Source organism: Actinomarinicola tropica, assembly GCF_009650215.1.
GTDB lineage: Bacteria > Actinomycetota > Acidimicrobiia > Acidimicrobiales > SKKL01 > Actinomarinicola > Actinomarinicola tropica.
The window spans coordinates 1926775-1945016 of sequence record NZ_CP045851.1; the positions used below are offsets into that span (position 1 = coordinate 1926775).

An 18242-nucleotide genomic window follows, 5' to 3' on the forward strand; every position below is an offset into this window, starting at 1 on the left:
GCAGGGAGGCAGGACGTTGAGCCAAGTGGAGGATCGCGGCGCGGCTGCGGGCGAACCCCACGAGCCGCCCACCGCCGGGTCCGACGCCCCGACCACCGCCCCGCCGACCTGGCGGGAGTCGACGTTCGCGGCGCTCTCCGTCCCCGCCTACCGGCTCCTCTGGTACGGCGGGGTCTTCTCGTTCCTGGCCGTCCAGATGCAGGTCATCGCGCGGGCCGCCCTGGCCTACGACCTGACCGGCTCCAACGAGTCCCTCGGCACCGTCATGTTCTGGTTCGGCGTGCCGATGCTCCTGCTCACGCCCTTCGGCGGCGTCGCGGCCGACCGCTTCTCCAAGCGGGCCGTGATCCTCGTCTCGCAGTGGCTGCTCATCATCTCGTCCGCGCTGCTGGCCATCGTGCTCATCGCCGACGTCATCGCGTTCTGGATGCTCCCCGCCTCCTCGGCCGTGCAGGCCGCGGCGTTCGCGTTCCTCGGGCCGGCACGGATGGCGTTCACGAGCGACCTGGTCGGCCGCCAGCGGCTCGGCAACGCCGTCGTCCTGCAGCAGATGAGCATGAACGGCACCCGTGTCTTCGGCCCGTCGATCGCCGGCCTGCTCACGAGCATCGCGTGGTTCGGCTACGAGGGCGCCTACATCACGACGGCGATCCTCACCATCGTGGCCAGCGTGATGACGATGCGCCTCCCGCCGGGCAGCCCGGCGCCGGGGAAGGTCACCCAGCGTCCGCTGCGCGAGTTCGCCGACGGCCTCCGCTACGTCCGGGCCAACCCCCACGTGGGGCTCCTCCTCGTGGTGTCGCTCGTCGTCGTCATGAGCGCCTTCCCGTACATCTCCTTCCTCGCCTCGCTCTCGAAGGACGTGTTCGGGTTCGGCGAGTCCAACGCCGGCTACGGCTTCATGTCCGGCGCCACCGCGATCGGTGCGGTGTCCGCGTCCCTCTTCATCGCCGGACGATCCGGTGGTCCCGGGGTCTGGAAGGTGCAGGCCGCCGCCGGTGCCGCCTTCGGGATCGGCCTCGTCCTCCTCGCCGCCGCCCCGACCTTCCTCGTGTCGCTCGTGGTCCTCGTCCTCGTGGGCGGCGCGACGTCGGCGTTCCAGGCCCTCAACAACACGATGGTCCTGATGGCGAGCGAGAGCGCCTACCACGGGCGCGTCCAGTCGCTGATGATGCTCGGGTTCTCCGGCTTCGGGCTCATGGCCCTGCCGCTCGGCGTGGTGGCCGACGCCATCGGGCTGCGCACCACGTTCGCCATCATGGGCACGGTCACGACGGTGGCCATGGGCGTGTACTTCGTCGTGCGGCCGATCCTCGAACGCTCCCACCCCATGGTCGTCCACGACGAGTGAAGCGGCGCGTCAGGAGGCGAGCGGCTCCGGCATGACCTCGGGTGGCGGCTCCACCTCGGGCACCGTCGCCAGGGCCACCGCGATCTCCTCCTGGAGCGCGGAGCCGAGCTCGGGCACGAACTCCCCCTCGGGCACGTTCGTGATGTAGGCGAACGTGTACCGGCGCCCGTCCGGGCCGTCGACGACGCCCGCGAGCGCGGCGACGTGGCGGAGGGATCCCGTCTTGGCCCGGAGGTTGCCCGCCGCGGGGGTGCCGACCATCCGCTCGGCGAGCGTCCCGCTCTCACCCGCCACCGCCAGGCCCTCGATCAGCACGTCACGCGACGGTGAGCGATCGAGCACGGCGGCGAGCGTGCGGCAGGTGGCGCGGTTGCCGAGGTCGAGGCCCGACCCGTCGGTGAGCGCGAGGCCCTCGACGGGGATGCCCTGGCCGGCCAGGAGGTCACGCAGCGCGGCGAGGCCCGCCGCGGTGGAACCGCCGACCCCCGACCGCACCCCGATCTCCTTCACGAGCAGCTCGGCGGTGGTGTTGTCGCTGTAGACCAGCATCTGGGCGACGACGTCGCGGACCGGCGGCGACTCGAGGGCCGCGACCTCCGTGGCCCCCTGGGGGGCCGAACCCGAGCGCGGGTCGCCGACGACCGTGACGCCACGCTCGCGCAGCAGGTCGGTCATCACCGCAGCCGTGTGGGCGGGAGGATCGGCCGCCGGGCGCCCCGGGTTCACGGGGACCTCGGTGTCGGTGAAGGTCTCGAGCCCGTCGTTCACGCCGAGCCCCGACAGCGGACCGGCGACGACCTGGTCGCGGTAGCGCTGCGGCCAGGACGGGATCGTGCGGACGTCGTCGTAGCGCGTGCCGTCGCCGACCACCGCGCCGCGCACCTCGGTGATGCCGGCGGCGACGACGGCGTCGGCCAGGTCCTCGATCCGGGTGGCCGGCCGCGCCGGGTCGGACTGGCGGGCGATGTAGGCGTCGGTCGACAGGAGGGGGTCACCACCGCCGACGACGACCAGATCCCCCTCCACCACGCCGTCGGTCACCGGGCCGGTGGCCACCGCGGTCGTCCGGAACGTCTCGTCGGGCTCCATCAGGCTGAGCAGCGCGCCGGCGACGAGGAGCTTCTGCGTGGACGCCGGGACGAGCGGTCGGTCCGGGTCGTGCAGGACGAGCTCCCGCCCGCCCTGGGCGACGACGAGGCACCCGCCCCCGGGGATGCGTCCGGGCACGTCGGCGACCGCCGCCGCGGCGGCCTGGTCACGACGGACGTCGAGCAGCGACTCGGGGGCCCGGCGCACCGAGAGCACCGGCGTGACCGCCTGGGTGCCGACGGAGGACTCGGTGCCGGTCGAGGCGTCGACCTCGAGCGCGGCCCAGCCTGCGCCGGCCGCGAGGGCCGCCAGCACCACGACGACGGCGAGGAAGCGCACGCGTCAGGCGAGGTCGCGGCGTGCCCGGTACCGGGCGTAGCGCCACATGTGGTCCAGGGCCGTGACGGCCCGGTTCGACGACGGGTAGCAGAGCCGGCCCGACGCACGCACGGCCGCCGGTCCGGGGTTGTCGGGGTCGGCCGTGGCCAGCTCGGTGGCGGTGAGGATCGGCTTGCCGGTGCGGTCGGAGATCTCCGCCGCCGCCTCGGCGAAGCGGCGGTCCTGGCGCTCGTGGTACTCGACGATCCGCTCGAGCCCGTGGTCCGGGTAGAAGCGGCCGTTGCGCATCAGCTTGGCCTGGTTCGACTGGATGCCGAGGCCGAGGTAGATCACGGCGTCGACATCGGGGTGCGACGCGACCATCTCCATGACCTCGGGGATCGTGTCCCGGGTCTCGCCGCCCGCGAGGTCGACCGGGTTGTTCCGGCTCCAGCGGGGCGGGAGCTTGGTGTCGATCTGGGCCAGCAGGTCCTCGGGCAGCTCCACCAGCTCGAGGCTGGTGCGGGCCAGGGCGTCGGCGGTCACGACGCCCCACCCTCCGGCGGTGGTGAGCACCACGACCCGGTTGCCCTTGGGGAGCGGCTGGGTGGCGAAGGTGGCCGCGGCCTCGAACGCCTCCTCGACCGTCGCGGCGCGCGTCACGCCCGCCTGGCGGCAGGCACCGTCGAAGACCCGATCGTCGGTGGCGAGCGAGCCGGTGTGGCTGGCCGCCGCCCGCTGCCCACCGCTCGTCGCCCCACCCTTCAGCAGCACGACGGGCTTGCGCTCCGCGACGCGTCGCAGACGCTCGAGGAAGGCGCGCCCGTCGGTGAGCCCCTCGACGTAGGCCAGGCCGACGGCGGTGGCGTCGTCGTCGCCGTAGAACTCGAGGTAGTCGGCGACGTTGACCATCGCCGCGTTGCCGGCGCTGACCCCGCGGCTGAAGCCGATGCCGGTCTGGACGCCGAGGTTCATGAACGACGACACGAAGTTGCCCGACTGGCTGGCCACGCCGATCCGGCCCGGCGGGGGGTTCGGGGCGACGATCTGGGCGCACAGGTCGACCGGGGTCGACACCACGCCCTGCCCGTTCGGGCCGGCGACGAGGATGCCGAGCTCCTCGGCGAGGGCGACGAGCTCGGTCTCGGCGCGCTTGCCCTCCTCCCCTGCCTCGCCGTACCCCGCGGAGGTCAGGAACGCGGCGCGGATGCCACGCGCGGCGCAGTCGCGCAGGAGCTGGGCGTTCGTCGCGGCCGGCGTGCACACGAACGCCAGGTCGACCTCGCCCTCGGGCAGGTCGAGGATCGACGGCACGGTCTGGACCCCGAGGATCTCCTCGCCGTTCAGGTTCGTGGCGAAGACCTTGCCCGCGTAGCCCGCGGCGAGGAGGTTGTGCAGGCTGACGAAGCCGAACTTGCCCGGGTGGGAGGACGCACCGGCGACGACGACGCCGCGCGGCTCGAAGAGGGCACGGAACTGCTCGGACGTGGGCATCAGGCGGTCACCTCGACGAGGGCGTCGACGGCGACGGGGCGACCGTCAGCGACGATGAGCGGGTTCAGGTCGGCGGAGACGATGCGCCCGTCGGCCTCCGCCGCGGCGGAGAGCCCGAGCAGCACCGCGACGAGCGCTTCGCGGTCGACCGCCGGCTCGCCCCGGAACTCGCCGAGGAGCCGCTGGGTCGCCAGCTCGTCGATCATGTCCTCGGCGTCGGTGGCGGTGATGGGCACGAGCCGGAGCACGACGTCGCCGATCGCCTCGGCGAGGACGCCCCCCACGCCGAGCATGACCGTCATCCCGAACTGGGGGTCCTCGGCCAGGCCGGCGATCAGCTCGCGGCTGCCCCTGACCATCGGGGCGACGAGCAGCTGCACCTCACCGTCCTCGGGCGTGGCCTTGGCCAGCAGCTCGGTGCTCGCCGCCCGGACCGCCGCGGCGTCCGCCAGACCGAGGCGCACGAGGCCGCGCTCGGTCTTGTGGGCGATGCCGTCGCCGTTGAGCTTCACGACGACGGGGAAGCCGATCTCCTCGGCCGCCTGGGCCGCAGCGTCGGCGTCCGGGGCGAGGCGCTCGTCGGCGACGGGCACGCCGTGGGCGGCGAGGAGCCGCTTGGACTCGGTCTCGGAGAGGGTGGTGGAGTCGGGCACGGGGGCGGAGCCTAGTGCTCGACCTCGGTGCCCCCGGGGCCGTGACTCAGGCGTGGGAGCGCTCGACCGTGGGTTCGAGCGCAGCCCGGAAGAACGCCCGGACCTGCACCAGGCGCTCCTCGAGCGCCTCCGGGCTGAGGGGGTCCTCGCCGAGCAGCCCCTCGATGAAGGGGACGTCGGAGAAGTAGCTGAGCAGCGCGCCGTACCCGGTGAGCAGCAGCTGCGCCGGGTCCTGCCGGCGGAAGTGCCCGGCGTCCATCTCGCGCTCGAAGAACCGGCACGCCTGCTCGAACTGCGGTCGCAGCGCCCCGCCGAGGTCGATGCCCAGCCGGCTGCCGCCCTCCAGCGCCTCACGCCGGACGAGGCGGACGAAGTCGGGGTTCTCCATGAAGAAGCGGAACCCGGCGGTGATCACGTGGTCGACGAGCGTCCAGCCCTCGCGGTGCGTCTCGCTCGTGGTGGCGACGGCCAGTCGCTCGTACCACTCGGCGAGCGCGAGCTCGAAGACCTCCCGGTACATCGCGTCCTTCGAGGGGAAGTGGTGGAGCAGGCTCGGGCGCCGGATGCCCACACCCGCCGCGATGTCGTTGAGCGACGTGCCGTCGAAGCCGTGCTCGGCGAAGCAGCGGCGGGCCTCGGCGAGGATCTGCTCCCGGGTCGTCAGCTCGCGGTCGCCGCCCCGACCGCTCCCGTCGGGCTCGCTCGACCCGGTCTGCACCTCGCTCACAGGTGGAGGGTACCCAACCCCGTGGCCGGCGGGCCCCGTGACCGGGACGTCCGGCCCTGCACACGAGGAGGCGCCGAGTGGGATCCTGGAGGCGTGGCAGACATCCGGTCCTCGACGATCCAGATCCACGGTCACGACGTGACCTACCGGCGGGGCGGGCGGGGCGAGGTCGTCGTGCTCATCCACGGCCTGGCCGGGAGCTCCCGCACCTGGCGGGAGATCATGCCCACGCTGGCGGACTCGTACGACGTGATCGCCCCGGACCTCCTCGGCCACGGCGAGTCCGCCAAGCCCGTCGGCGACTACTCGCTCGGCGCGTTCGCGAGCGGGCTGCGCGACCTGCTCGGGGCCCTCGACGTGCCGAGCGCCACCATCGTCGGTCAGTCCTTCGGCGGCGGGGTGGCCATGCAACTCGCCTACCAGCACCCCGAGCTGTGCGACCGCCTGGTGCTCATCGCGAGCGGCGGGCTCGGTCGGGAGGTGAGCTGGCTCCTGCGCCTCGTGACGCTCCCGGGGGTCGAGCACCTGATGCCGCTCGTCTTCCCCCGCGTCGCCGCCGACCGGGGCGAGGACCTGAACCGCTTCCTGGCCCGCCGTGGCGTCCACCTCCCGCACGTCGCCGAGATGTGGCGGGCGTACGCGTCGCTCGCCGGCGTCGAGAACCGGGCGGCGTTCATCCGCACGATCCGCGGCGTCGTCGAGCCCCGCGGGCAGGTCGTCAGCGCGCTCGACCGCCTCTACCTCGCCGCCCACCTCCCCACTCTGATCGTCTGGGGCGATGCCGACGACATCATCCCGGTGAGCCACGCCCACGCCGCGCACGCGGCGATCCCCGGCAGCCGGCTCGTCATCCTGGACGGCGTCGGCCACTTCCCCCACCTCCAGGCGCCCGACGCCCTGCTCGAGGCCCTCACCGACTTCCTCGCCACGACGCCGGCGGCGGGGAGCTCGGCCGCCTGATCCCCGGTCGTCGGCGGGGCGGTGCCACACTGCGGGCCGATGACCACCATCGCCGCCTCCCACGTCCTCTGGCCCGACGGCTCGCTGGCCCCCGGCGTCGTCGAGGTCGAGGGCGGTCGGATCGTGGCGGTCGGCCGACCGACGGGCGAGGTGCCCGACCGCATCCTCGCCCCGGGCTTCGTCGACCTGCAGGTGAACGGGCACGGCGACGTCGACGTCGCGACCGCCGACGGTGCCGACTGGGATCGGCTCGACCGCACCCTCCTCGCCCAGGGGGTCACGACGTGGCTTCCCACGCTGATCACCGACGAGCCGGCCCGTCGGGACGCGGCGGCCGCTCGCGTCGAGCTCGCCCGTTGCCGGCCGGGCGCCCGCCCCGACCTCGCCGGGCTCCACCTGGAGGGTCCTTTCCTCACCCGCGCGGGCGCCCACGACCCTGCGGCCCTCGCCACCCCCACGGCCGAGGCGCTCGACGCCCTGCCGCCCGCCGCTGCGCTCGTCACGCTGGCACCCGACGTGGCGGGGGCCGTCGACGCGATCCAGGCGCTGCGCTCGCGGGGCGTGCGGGTCGCGCTCGGCCACTCCGACGCCACGATCGAGGACGCCCGGGCCGCCGTCGCCGCCGGCGCGACCCTCGTCACCCACGTGTTCAACGCCATGTCGCCGCTGCACCACCGGGCGCCGGGCCTGGCGGGCTTCGCGCTCGCCGACGACCGCGTCGCCGTGTCGGTGATCGCCGACCTGGCCCACGTGCACCCGACGGTCCTGCGCATCGTCGCCCGCTGCAAGCCGCCCGGGGGCCTGGTCCTCGTCACCGATGCCGTCGCCTGGGGGGCCGGCGCCCTCGGCGACCGCGAGGTGCGCCTCGTCGACGGCGTGCCTCGTCTCGAGGACGGCACCCTCGCGGGCAGCGCGCTCACCATGGACGCCGCCGTGCGCAACCTGGTCGACGCCGGCGCCAGCGACCTCGCGTCGGCGCTCTATGCCGCATCCACGGCGCCGGCGCGCGCCCTCGGGCTCGACGACCGCGGCACGATCACGGTCGGTGCCCGGGCCGACCTCGTCGCCCTCGACCACGGCGTGAGGGTCGAGGCCGTGTGGGTGGGTGGCGAGCAGGCGCTCTGACCGGCCGCCCGGAGCGGCCTGTACGGTCGGACCCGATGCACATCATCTCCGCCCTCTTCATCGACGACATCGAGCTGCGCCAGGTCAGCGGTCCCTCGACGCGGATCGACCTCACCGGCATCCAGTTCTCGGCGGCCGCCCCCCAGCCGGTGCCGCTCACCTGGGCGCCGCACCTGTGCATCATCGTCGGCTGCCCGGTGGACCACCCGGGGACCGGGGCCCTCGAGGTCGTCTTCCGGCGTGACGGCGAGGAGATCGCCCGCAACGTCCAGCCGCTCCAGGTCGAGCCGGGCAAGTTCAACTACCGGCTGGTGCGGGGCGAGCTCGAGTTCGAGGACTACGGGACGATCGAGGCCCACTGCCGGATCGACATGGGTCCCGTCACCGTCGTGCCCTACACGCTCCTCCCGCCGGCGGGGTGAGCCCCCGCCGGCGCCCCGAGGGCGCGGCCGCTATCTCCGAGCACCCCCTGCCGACCCACGCCACCGGCGACGTGCTCGGCGAGGTCCTCGACCAGCTCGGCCCCCGACCCGACCTGGCCGTCGTCACCGTCACCGGCAACCACGCCGGCGCGCTCGAGGACGTGGCGCGCACCGCCGCCACCGTCCTGCAGCCGCGCGTGCTGCTCGGCGCGGCGAGCGCGTCGGTGATCGGCGGCCACCGGGAGGTGGAGCAGAGCCCGGCGATCGCCGTGTGGGCGGCCCGCCTGGGACGGGTGGAGCCGGTGCGGGTGCGCACCGCACGCCTCGACGACGGGTGGGCCGTGACGGGGCTCCCGGCCACCGCGGCCGACGGGCCGCGCACGCTCGTCCTCTTCGCCGACCCCCACTCCTTCCCGACCGACGGCGTGCTCGACCAGCTCGGGGAGACCTGCCCGGAGCTGCAGGTGGTCGGCGGGCTCGTCGCCGGGGCCCTCGGGCCCGGTGGCGCGCGCCTCGTCCTCGACGACGAGGTCCACACCGGCGGGGCCGTCGGCGTGCTCCTCGAGCCCGGAGCCGACGTCGAGACCGTCGTGTCCCACGGCGCCCGGGCGGTCGGTGATCCGCTGGTCGTCACCCGTGTCGACGGCCGCCACGTCCTCGAGCTCGCCGGCCAGCCCGCGATCGACCGGCTGCGCGAGGTGCTCGAGAGCCTCGACCCCGCGGAGCGGACGGTCGCCGCCGGCGGGCTCCAGATCGGCATCGTGATCGACGAGGGCCGCGCCGAGTTCGGGCGCGACGACTTCCGGATCCGCCCGATGGTCGGGGCCGACATGGCCTCGGGGGCGGTCGTGGTCGGCGACGCCCTCGACGTCGGCCAGACGATCCAGTTCCACCTCCGCGACGCCCTCGGCGCCGACGACGACCTCCGTGCCGCACTCGCCGGTCGCAGCGCCGCCGGGGCGCTCGTCGTGACGAGCACCGCCCGAGGCCACCGCCTCTTCGGCTACCCGGACCACGACGCCGACGTCATCAGCACCCTGACCGGCTCCCGGGCCACCGGCGGCATCTTCACCGAGGGCGAGATCGCCCCGGTGGGCGGACGGAACCTGCTCCACACCTCGAGCACCGGCATCCTCCTCGTCGGACCCGAGCGGGCCTGAGAGCCGCTCGCCCCGCTCTCGCTAGGGTGGGCCGCCGACACACCTCAGGAGGACCGGTGACCGACGTGGATCTGGAGCAGCGGGCGATCAACGTCGTCCGAGGGCTGGCGATGGATGCCCCGCACGCGGCGCGCTCGGGGCACCAGGGCACGGCCATGGCCCTGGCGCCGCTGGCCCACGTGCTCTGGACCCGCATCCTCCGCTACGACGCGGCCGACCCGGAGTGGCCCGACCGCGACCGGCTGATCCTCTCCGCCGGCCACGCGTCGATCCTGCTGTACTCCATGCTCCACCTCACCGGTCAGGGCCTGACGCTCGACGACCTCAAGGACTTCCGCCAGTGGGGCAGCCGCACGCCGGGTCACCCCGAGCGGGGCCACGAGACCCCCGGCGTCGAGGTCACCACCGGGCCCCTCGGCCAGGGCGCGGGCAACAGCGTCGGCATGGCGATCGCCGAACGGTATCTCCGCGGCCGGTTCGGGCCGGACATCTGCGACCACCGCACCTTCGCCATCTGCGGTGACGGCGACCTGTCCGAAGGCCTGAGCCACGAGGCCGCGTCCCTCGCCGGCCACCTCGGGCTCGACCGCCTCGTGTGGATCTACGACGACAACCGCATCACCATCGACGGGCCGACCGACCTGGCGCTCTCGGACGACGCCGCCGCCCGCTTCCGGGGCTACGGCTGGAACGTCATCGACCTCGGTGACGCCGCGACCGACCTCGACGCCCTGGAGACCGGCCTCCGCCAGGCGATCGACCACGAGGGAGCGCCGTCCCTCGTCATCGTGCGGAGCCACGTCGGGTACCCGTCGCCGAACCACACCGACGACCACGAGGCCCACGGCTACGCGCTGAAGGACGACGAGATCGCGGCCACCAAGGAGATCCTCGGCCTCCCCGTCGACGAGGCCTTCCACATCCCCGACGACGTCCTGTCGCTCTACCGCGAGGCCGGCCGCCGCGGCGGCGCGGCCCACGACGAGTGGCGCTCGCGGCGCGACGCCCTCGCTCCCGATGTCCGGGCACGGTACGAGGCCTGCCTCGCCGGCACGGTCGTCGAGGGCGCGACGCTCGACCTGCCGTCGTGGGAGCCGGGCGAGAAGATCGCCACACGCAAGGCGAGCGAGCGGTGCCTCCAGGCGCTCGCCGACGCCGTCCCCGGCCTCGTCGCCGGCGGTGCGGACCTCACGTCGAACACCGGCACCACCTTCGCCGCCGAGGGCGTGCAATCGCCTGCCGAGCCCGGTGGCCGCCAGATCTACTTCGGCATCCGCGAGCACGCCATGGCGGCGGCCCAGAACGGCATGGCCCTGCACGGCGGCGTCGTCCCGGTCGGGGGCACGTTCTTCGTGTTCTCCGACTACATGCGCCCGGCCGTGCGACTCGCCGCGCTGAGCGGCGCCAAGTCGATCTTCGTCTGGACGCACGACTCCGTGGGCGTCGGCGAGGACGGCCCGACGCACCAGCCCGTCGAGCACCTCGCCGCCGTCCGGGCCATCCCACGGCTGGGCGTCATCCGGCCGGCGGACGCCAACGAGACCGCCGGCGCGTGGACCGAGGCCATCGTCGCCGACGGGCCGACCGGGCTCGTCCTGTCGCGCCAGGACCTGCCGGTGCTCGAGGGCACCGACCCCGACAAGGTCCGGTTCGGCGCCTACGTGCTGCGGGACCCCGACTCCGCCCCTGATCTCGTCCTCGTCGGCACGGGCAGTGAGGTCTCGGTATGCGTGGCGGCCGCCGACCTGCTCTCCGAGGACCTCGCCGTCCGGGTCGTGTCGATGCCGTCGTGGGACCGGTTCGCCGCCCAGGACGACGGGTACCGGACCTCCGTGCTGCCTCCGGACGTGCCGACGCTCTCGGTCGAAGCCGGCACCACCCTCGGGTGGGCCCGGTGGGCCGACGACGCGGTCGGGATCGACGACTTCGGCGCCAGCGCCCCAGGCGCCCTCGTGCTCGAGCGCTACGGCATGAACGCCGAGAACGTGGCCGACCGAGCCCGCCAGCTCCTCCGCTCCACCACCTCGAGGTGACCTCGCCATGACCCGACTCCACGAGCTGCACGACGAGCAGGGCCAGAGCCCCTGGCTCGACAACCTGCGGCGGGACTGGCTGAACAGCGGCGACCTCGTGCGCTGGGTCGAGCGCGGCGTGCGCGGCATCACGTCGAACCCCACGATCTTCCAGAAGGCCATGTCGTCGAGCGATGCCTACGACGCCGACCTCGCGCGCCTCGTCGGCGCCGGCTCCTCGGTGGTCGACGCCTACTGGGCGATGGTCGCCGACGACATCCAGGGGGCCCTGGAGGTGCTGGCGCCGATCCACGAGTCGAGCGGCGGCCGCGACGGGTTCGTCTCGGTCGAGGTCGCGCCGGCACTCGCGCACGACACCGCCGGCACCGTCGCGGCCGCTCGCGAGCTCACCTCGCAGATCACCGCACCGAACCTGATGGTCAAGATCCCGGCCACCGCCGAGGGCCTCCCCGCCATCACGACGATGATCGCCGAGGGCCACAGCATCAACGTCACGTTGATCTTCGGGCTCGAGCGCTACGAGGAGGTCATCGACGCCTACCTCGCCGGGCTCGAGGCCCACGAGGGCGACCTCTCCGGGATCCACAGCGTCGCCTCGTTCTTCGTCAGCCGCGTCGACACCGAGGTGGACGCCCGCCTCGAGAAGATCGGCACCGATGACGCTCTCGACCTCCGGGGCAAGGCCGCCGTCGCCCAGGCGCAGGCCGCCTACACGCTGTTCACCGAGCGCTTCTCCGGCTCACGGTGGGACGCCCTCGTCGCACGCGGCGCCAACGTGCAGCGTCCGCTCTGGGCGTCGACGTCGACGAAGAACCCCGACTACCCCGACACGCTCTACGTCGACAGCCTCATCGGGCCGGACACCGTCAACACGCTCCCCGACGCCACCCTCGAGGCCTTCGAGGACCACGGCACGGTCGCCCGCACCGTCGACGCCGACCCGGCGGGCGCCCAGCGAGCCCTCGACCGCCTGCGCGACGTCGGCGTCGACATGGCCGACGTGGCCGCCGTCCTCGAGCGCGAGGGCGTGGCGAGCTTCGCCGCCTCCTTCGACGACCTCATCGCCGCCCTCACCACCGCAGCCTCCGGGTCCGGACGCTGACGGGGCGGGGCCGGCACCCCACGTCGCCTAGGGTGCGAGCACGATGAACGGCGAGCTGGTGGTGGTCGACGACGTCGCGGACGCCTTCGCCGAGCGCGTCATCGAGGCGTTCCGCGCCCGCCCGAACGACGACTTCAGCATCGCCCTGTCCGGCGGCGAGACCGCCCGGGACTGCTACGAGCGCCTCGCCACCGCCAGCGTCGACGCCATCGACTGGTGGAAGGTCGCCGTCTACTGGGGTGACGAGCGAGCCGTCCCGCTCGACCACGAGGAGTCCAACTACCGGCTCGCCCGGGAGGCGCTGCTGGAGCGGATCGGCGGTGCTCACATCGTCTACCCGATGGAGTGCGACCAGGGCGCCGACCCCTACCAGCTCCGGATCGGCGAGCTGGAGGCACTCGACCTCGTCCACCTCGGGCTCGGCCCCGACGCCCACACCGCGTCGCTCTTCCCCGGGTCGCCGGCGCTCGACGCCGACCCGGGCCGCTTCGTCGTCATGAACCACGACCCGCTGGGCAACAACCCCTACGAGCGGATGACGTTCACGTTCTCCGGCATCGCCAAGGCCCGTCTCGTGCTCGTCACCGTGAGCGGCGAGGAGAAGCGCGAGGCCCTGGCCCGGGTCGTCGCCGGCGAGGACGTCCCGGCCGCACGCATCGACGCCCCGCAGGTCGTGTGGCTGGTCGATCGGGCCGCCGCCGGCGACCTCGCGCCATGACCCGGCGTCCACCGGCCGGGGACATCCCCGAGACCGAGCGATCCGAGGCCGTCGACGAGCCGGCTCCCACCGAGGGGCCGGCGCTCGGCCCGCCGTTCGAGCGGGGCCTCCCCCGCTACCGCACCGGCGACGACGAGCTCGACCGTCGCATCGCCGACCTCGTTGCCACCGCCGGCGGGCCCGACGACGCGGCGCTCGTCTTCGAGCTGATCGTGTCGGCCATCCGGATGCAACGGGAGGACGTCGACCGTCGAGAGCTGAAGATCGCCAACTACACGCTGAAGGAGATGCGCTACGCCTTCCACGTCTTCGCCCCCTACCACGGGGTGCGGAAGGTCTCCGTCTTCGGTTCGGCCCGGACCCCGTCGGACGATCCGTCCTACGTCGCAGCGGCCGACTTCTCGGCTCGGATCGCCGAACGGGACTGGATGGTCATCACCGGTGCGGGCCCGGGGATCATGCAGGCGGGCATCGAAGGTGCCGGTCGTGACGCCTCGTTCGGCGTCAACATCCAGCTGCCCTTCGAACAGGTGGCGAACAGCGCCATCGCCGGCGATCCCAAGCTCATCAACTTCCGGTACTTCTTCACGCGCAAGCTGACCTTCGTGAAGGAGTCCGACGCCTTCTGCCTCCTGCCCGGCGGCTTCGGCACGATGGACGAGGCGTTCGAGCTGCTCACCCTCCTGCAGACGGGCAAGGCCTACCCGAGCCCGGTCGTCCTGCTCGATCCGCCCGGCTCCACCTACTGGGAGCGCTGGCAGCAGTTCGTCGAGCAGGAGCTCGTCACGGGCGGGCTCATCAACGCGGCGGACCTGTGCCTCGTGCACCTCACGGACGACATCGACGACGCGATCGACCACATCGAGCGCTTCTACCGGAACTACCACTCGATGCGCTACGTCCGCCGGCGCCTCGTGATCCGCCACCGCCATCCGCTCACCGACGAGGAGCTGAACAGCCTCGGCAACGAGTTCGCCAGCATCATGAGCGGCGGCGGGATCGAGCGGGCGGAGCCGTCACCAGCTGAGATCGCGGACGACGACGTCCTCGACCTCCACCGCTTCAGCTTCGTGTTCGACCAGTTCGGCCACGCCCGCCTCCGCCAGCTGATCGACCGGCTGAACGAGCTCGGTCCGGACGATCCCACGCCGGGTGCGGCGACCGCCTAGGACACCGCCAGCGGGTGCGGCGCGGCGTTGCGCAACCGCGACCCGCTGAAGTCGAGCGTCGAGGCGGCCACCTGCCGCCACCACGGCCAGATCGAGGGTGTGATCCGCAGCTCGATGCCGGCACCGGCGTGCCGTCCGACGAGGTCGTCGATCTCGAGCCGCTCGATCGGCTCGACGGCGGTCGAGGAGGTCCAGTAGCCGCCGACGTCGTGGCGGGCGAACGACGACTCGGGCAGCCGGTACAGGTGGAGCGTCGTGGTCTGCACCGCTGGCAGCCAGCTCTGCTCGATGACGTGGATGCGGTCGGCGTCGGTGTCCCCGAAGAAGCGCTCCCGGTCGTCTGCTGACTCGCGGCCCGACAGCCAGATGCAGCCTCGCGGGCAGTCCCGAGGGAACCAGAACGTCGGCAGGTGCCGGGTGTCGATCGCCCACACCGCCGGTGGCGCATCGCGGTTCGACGCCGGCACGTGCGGCACGAAGCGCTCGATCGTCGGATCCTCGCTGACGTGCCACAGCGCGTGCGGCCCCTCGCCGATGTAGGGCGGGGCAGGCGGACGACCTGTGGTCACCCGCTCAGCCTGTCACGATCCGTCGGAGGGGGGCCGACCGTTCCGCTCGGCGAGCTCGCGGAACGCGTCGGGCACCCCGCCATCGCCGCGCAGCTGGACGCCGGCCAGGCCGACGGCATCTCGGCCGAAGCGGTCCCGCACCGCGTCGACGGCCCGATCCACGGAGCGTCGTGCGACGCCAACACCGGAGCCGGGACGGCGGGTGGCGCCGGGCAGACCCAGCTCGAGCTCCAGCTGCACCGGTGCGGCCCCGACGAGGCCCGAGACCGACAGGCCGAGGAGGCTGATCTCGCGCTCCTCGGGGTGGTCTCGCAGCGCAGCGGCGGCGAGCTCGACCGCGACCGAGGTGACGGTGAGCGTCTCGGCGATCGGCTCGGGCAACGTGACCGAGCGGGTGACCGACCGGAGGTCGGTGAACCGCACCCGCGTGGTGATGGTCCGCCCCGTGAGGCTCGCGCGCCGCATCCGTCCGGTGACCCGATCGGCGAGGTGGCCGAGGGTGGTGCGCAGCTGCTCCGGTGTGGCGGCACGGCGCCCGAGCGCCGACTGCGCGCCCATCGAGCAGTTCCGCGACCCGTCCACCACCCGACGTCGGTCGACGTTGGCGGCTCGCTCGTGGAGCGAGCGGCCGATGGCCGAGCCGAGCAGACGCTCGAGGTGGCCCCGGTCGAGCTCGACCAGCTCGCCGATCGTCGTGATGCCCCGCCCGGCGAGGCGTTGCCTCGTGACCGGCCCGACACCCCACAGGAGCCCGACCGGGAGCGGCGCGAGGAACCGGCGTTCGGTGCCGGCGGGGACGACGACGAGCCCGTCGGGCTTGGCCACCTGCGACGCCACCTTGGCGAGGTGCTTGGTGGTCGCCACCCCGACCGAGATCGGCAGCCCGACATCGGAGCGCACCCGCTGGCGGATCGAGCGTGCGATCTGGGTCGGGTCGCCGAAGAGGCGCCGCGTGCCGCGGACGTCGAGGAAGGCCTCGTCGATCGACACCCGCTCGACCAGCGGCGTCACGTCGCGCAGGATCGCCATCACCTCGTCGCCGAGCCTCTGGTACTCGCGGAAGTGCCCGCCGACGCTGACCAGCTCGGGGCACAGCTGCCGCGCCCTCCACCCCGGCATGCCGCCGCGCACGCCACGCGCACGCGCCTCGTAGGAGGCGGCGAGCACGACGCCGCCGCCGACCACGACCGGACGACCGCGCAGCCTCGGATCGAGCAGCTGCTCGACCGACGCGTAGAAGGCGTCCAGATCGGCGTGCAGGATCGTCGCCTCGTCGGGCTCGCCCATGCACGAGGAGGCTAGTCGAACATACGTTCGTCTCGGCGCGGAACCATCACGCCCGCGGTCATGCGGGTGGTGTGGTGGGTGTGCGGTCGGGGCGGTGGATGGTCCAGGTGCCGTCGGGTGCGCGGGTGGGGTGCCAGCCGTGGTTCTTGAGCCGGTTGTGGGTGTCGCAGAGGACGGCGGCGTTGGCTTGGTCGGTGGGTCCGCCTCGGCTCGCGTCGATGGTGTGGTCGATCTGCAGGCCGCGTTGTCGGTGGCAGCCGTTCCAGATGCAGCGCAGTCCGTCGGGGTGGGCGAGGGTGTTGGTGAGCTCGGCAGCCTGGCGGGCCGAGCCGGTGAAGAACCTTCGGCGGCGTCCGAGGTCGATCACGTTGGAGTTGGCGTCGATGATCACGCGGCGGACCTGGCCGGCCAGTGCCGCGGCGACCACGTCGGACGGCGCGAGGGGCACCCCCGAGACGGTGCGGCAGAGGCGCGGCCCGGTCGGGTCGGCCACCGTCTCGGTGCCGGTGAGGGCGGTCTCGAAGGTGTGCAGGTCGACCACGATGTTGACCAGCGGCACGGCCCGGCCGACGGTGGAGGCCGCGCGGGCGAAGATCGCGGCGAGGGCGTCGGCGCCGCGCTGGGCGGCGCTGCGGGGCAGGTCGGCGTCGGTGGCGGCGTCGCCGAGCCGGGCGCGTGCCTCGGTCCAGTCCGCGAGGAGCTCGGCACGGGCGAACCACTCGAAGGTCTCCGCGATGGCGGCGCCCTGGAGGTTCCCGAACCCGCCGGTGAGGCTGAACCCGCCGTCGAAGTTCTCCACCACCGACCCGCTCCGTCGCGCGTGGGTCGTCTCGGCGTCCTGTTCGGTGCCGTCGACATCGGCGAGGCGTTCCCACTCCCGCAACCACCGACAGAACCCCTCATGGCCCTCGCTGCGTGCCATCTCGACGAGCACGTCCTCGACCAGCGGCAACAGATGACCGACCCGGGGGTTGCGGGCCACCCGCTCGACCGCCCGCACATGCCCGGTCGGCACCTCCCCCGCCTGATGCGCCGCGGCCAGCGCCGGCAGGTCCCGCAGCACACGGGCGCACTGCACCCGAGCCCGGGCCTCGGCGTGTGGCAACCGGCCCAGGTGACGCACCGCCACCGCCGCCGACACCAGACCATCCACCACATACGCCTGGGAGCGGTCCAGGTGCCCCGCGAGGCGGTCGGTCACCGCGTCCAACCGGCGGCGCAGGACCTCCACGTCGCGCACCAACCGCATCTCCGAGCGGGCATCCAACGCATCGAGATCCACCGCCCCGAGCAGATCCACCGCCCGCGCCAACGCCGACAACGCCCCAGCCACCGTCGACTCCGCTTCCCCGACATCGAGCAGCACCACCGGTGCCACCTCCCACTCGCCATCGCCGCACACAAGCCGGCACCGAAGCCGACGAACACGGCAGTCCGGACCCGGGGAAGAACGACCCGACCACCTGCACACCACCCTACGCAGGGGGTGTGACAGTCGACGTCGGTGCGACGCAGCTGTGGGTCAGTCGGTGCCGGGGTCCCACTCGGGCTGTGCCCGGACCCACGCGGCCACGGCGTCGACGTCGACGTCGTCGGTGGTGTCGACCTCCAGCAGCGGTCCGTCGAGCCCCAGGGGCCGACAGCCGTCCTGCACCAGCTCCTCGAGCTTGTTGCGGGGCTGGCGGCTGTCGAGGTGGCCCGGGTGGCGCTCGTCCTCGGCCCGCTGCTGGAAGCGCGCGATCGCGAGGTCGGGGTCGCACTGGCAGTGCACCTCGATGAGCGGCTTGCCGAGGGCGCGCAGGTCGTCGAGCGCGACGTCGCGGTGGAAGACGGCCTCGATGACGGCCGCGGGGGTGCTGGCGGCGATGTTGTAGAGCACCGCCATGCTCGCCCGCCCCATGCGGCGGGACCACAGCCGGTCGCCGACGCCGAGCTCGTCGAACAGGGTCTCCTTCACGACGTCCTTCGACAGGAGCGGGAGGTGCAGCTGCTCCGCGAGCGGGCGGGCCAAGCGCGTCTTGCCGCTGCCCGGCGCACCGCTGACCACGATGTAGCAACCGGACAT

17 protein-coding genes are annotated in these 18242 nt (G+C 73.3%); 9 read left to right on the top strand and 8 right to left on the bottom strand.

Annotated features, from left to right (window positions below; all coding sequences use genetic code 11):
• Window positions 1–25: 25 nt before the first annotated feature.
• Window positions 26–1351 (top strand): MFS transporter, encoded by a 1326-nt coding sequence (locus tag GH723_RS09495; protein ID WP_229023221.1) that lies wholly within the window; start codon window positions 26–28, stop codon window positions 1349–1351.
• Window positions 1352–1360: 9 nt separating this feature from the next.
• On the opposite strand, the gene dacB is transcribed toward GH723_RS09495, so the two are convergent.
• The 4 genes from dacB to GH723_RS09515 are packed head-to-tail and all read right to left on the bottom strand — an operon-like array spanning window position 1361 to window position 5632.
• On the bottom strand, window positions 1361–2779 hold the full coding sequence (dacB, locus tag GH723_RS09500; RefSeq protein WP_153759419.1) for a D-alanyl-D-alanine carboxypeptidase/D-alanyl-D-alanine endopeptidase: 1419 nt from the start codon (window positions 2777–2779) through the stop codon (window positions 1361–1363).
• A gap of 3 nt (window positions 2780–2782) precedes the next feature.
• Window positions 2783–4252: an acetate--CoA ligase family protein gene (locus GH723_RS09505; protein WP_153759420.1), complete on the bottom strand. Its 1470-nt coding sequence runs from the start codon at window positions 4250–4252 to the stop codon at window positions 2783–2785.
• Window positions 4252–4905 (bottom strand): acetate--CoA ligase family protein, encoded by a 654-nt coding sequence (locus GH723_RS18485; RefSeq protein WP_195210215.1) that lies wholly within the window; start codon window positions 4903–4905, stop codon window positions 4252–4254. Before GH723_RS18485 ends, GH723_RS09505 begins: the two co-directional genes overlap by 1 nt.
• A 46-nt stretch (window positions 4906–4951) precedes the next feature.
• Entirely contained in the window at window positions 4952–5632 is a 681-nt protein-coding gene (locus GH723_RS09515) for a TetR/AcrR family transcriptional regulator (RefSeq protein WP_195210216.1), read from the bottom strand.
• Between the two features lie 93 nt (window positions 5633–5725).
• Here GH723_RS09515 and GH723_RS09520 point away from each other — a divergent pair, with 93 nt between their 5' ends.
• From GH723_RS09520 to GH723_RS09555, 8 genes are read left to right on the top strand one after another with little or no spacing between them, the layout of a single operon-like run.
• Window positions 5726–6592, top strand: a complete 867-nt coding sequence (locus tag GH723_RS09520) for an alpha/beta fold hydrolase (protein ID WP_153759423.1) — start codon at window positions 5726–5728, stop codon at window positions 6590–6592.
• A 39-nt stretch (window positions 6593–6631) separates the two neighbouring features.
• The gene (locus GH723_RS09525) at window positions 6632–7717 is read left to right on the top strand and encodes an N-acetylglucosamine-6-phosphate deacetylase (RefSeq protein ID WP_153759424.1); all 1086 of its coding nucleotides are present in this window, start codon (window positions 6632–6634) and stop codon (window positions 7715–7717) included.
• Between the two features lie 35 nt (window positions 7718–7752).
• Window positions 7753–8139 carry a hypothetical protein gene (locus GH723_RS09530; RefSeq protein ID WP_153759425.1) on the top strand — a complete coding sequence of 129 codons (387 nt, stop codon included), beginning with the start codon at window positions 7753–7755 and terminating at the stop codon, window positions 8137–8139.
• Complete coding sequence (locus GH723_RS09535) at window positions 8136–9299, top strand: FIST signal transduction protein (RefSeq protein WP_195210217.1); 1164 nt, start codon at window positions 8136–8138, stop codon at window positions 9297–9299. The genes GH723_RS09530 and GH723_RS09535 overlap by 4 nt, the downstream gene beginning before the upstream one ends.
• A 56-nt stretch (window positions 9300–9355) precedes the next feature.
• Complete coding sequence (gene tkt / locus GH723_RS09540; protein WP_153759427.1) at window positions 9356–11332, top strand: transketolase; 1977 nt, start codon at window positions 9356–9358, stop codon at window positions 11330–11332.
• Window positions 11333–11339: 7 nt separating this feature from the next.
• Window positions 11340–12434, top strand: a complete 1095-nt coding sequence (gene tal, locus GH723_RS09545) for a transaldolase (protein ID WP_153759428.1) — start codon at window positions 11340–11342, stop codon at window positions 12432–12434.
• 43 nt (window positions 12435–12477) lie between these two features.
• A complete protein-coding gene (gene pgl, locus GH723_RS09550; protein WP_153759429.1) occupies window positions 12478–13152 on the top strand; it encodes a 6-phosphogluconolactonase in 675 nt (224 codons plus the stop codon).
• Complete coding sequence (locus GH723_RS09555) at window positions 13149–14321, top strand: LOG family protein (RefSeq protein WP_153759430.1); 1173 nt, start codon at window positions 13149–13151, stop codon at window positions 14319–14321. Before pgl ends, GH723_RS09555 begins: the two co-directional genes overlap by 4 nt.
• On the opposite strand, the gene GH723_RS09560 is transcribed toward GH723_RS09555, so the two are convergent.
• The 4 genes from GH723_RS09560 to GH723_RS09575 form a co-directional block, all read right to left on the bottom strand.
• Complete coding sequence (locus GH723_RS09560; protein ID WP_153759431.1) at window positions 14318–14890, bottom strand: DUF6886 family protein; 573 nt, start codon at window positions 14888–14890, stop codon at window positions 14318–14320. The genes GH723_RS09555 and GH723_RS09560 overlap by 4 nt on opposite strands.
• 12 nt (window positions 14891–14902) lie before the next feature.
• A complete protein-coding gene (gene dinB, locus GH723_RS09565; RefSeq protein WP_153759432.1) occupies window positions 14903–16177 on the bottom strand; it encodes a DNA polymerase IV in 1275 nt (424 codons plus the stop codon).
• A gap of 58 nt (window positions 16178–16235) precedes the next feature.
• Window positions 16236–17546 (bottom strand): HNH endonuclease, encoded by a 1311-nt coding sequence (locus GH723_RS09570; protein WP_153759433.1) that lies wholly within the window; start codon window positions 17544–17546, stop codon window positions 16236–16238.
• A 153-nt stretch (window positions 17547–17699) separates the two neighbouring features.
• Entirely contained in the window at window positions 17700–18242 is a 543-nt protein-coding gene (locus GH723_RS09575; RefSeq protein WP_195210218.1) for an AAA family ATPase, read from the bottom strand.

What these genes read in the sequence shown, in the direction of transcription:
- GH723_RS09505 (WP_153759420.1), bottom strand. Translation starts at nt 4,252, where the DNA reads ATGCCCACGTCCGAGCAGTTCCGTGCCCTCTTCGAGCCGCGCGGCGTC.
- GH723_RS09525 (WP_153759424.1), top strand. Translation starts at nt 6,632, where the DNA reads ATGACCACCATCGCCGCCTCCCACGTCCTCTGGCCCGACGGCTCGCTG.
- GH723_RS09530 (WP_153759425.1), top strand. Translation starts at nt 7,753, where the DNA reads ATGCACATCATCTCCGCCCTCTTCATCGACGACATCGAGCTGCGCCAG.
- tal (WP_153759428.1), top strand. Translation starts at nt 11,340, where the DNA reads ATGACCCGACTCCACGAGCTGCACGACGAGCAGGGCCAGAGCCCCTGG.
- pgl (WP_153759429.1), top strand. Translation starts at nt 12,478, where the DNA reads ATGAACGGCGAGCTGGTGGTGGTCGACGACGTCGCGGACGCCTTCGCC.
- GH723_RS09555 (WP_153759430.1), top strand. Translation starts at nt 13,149, where the DNA reads ATGACCCGGCGTCCACCGGCCGGGGACATCCCCGAGACCGAGCGATCC.
- dinB (WP_153759432.1), bottom strand. Translation starts at nt 16,177, where the DNA reads ATGGGCGAGCCCGACGAGGCGACGATCCTGCACGCCGATCTGGACGCC.
- GH723_RS09575 (WP_195210218.1), bottom strand. Translation starts at nt 18,242, where the DNA reads ATGTCCGGTTGCTACATCGTGGTCAGCGGTGCGCCGGGCAGCGGCAAG.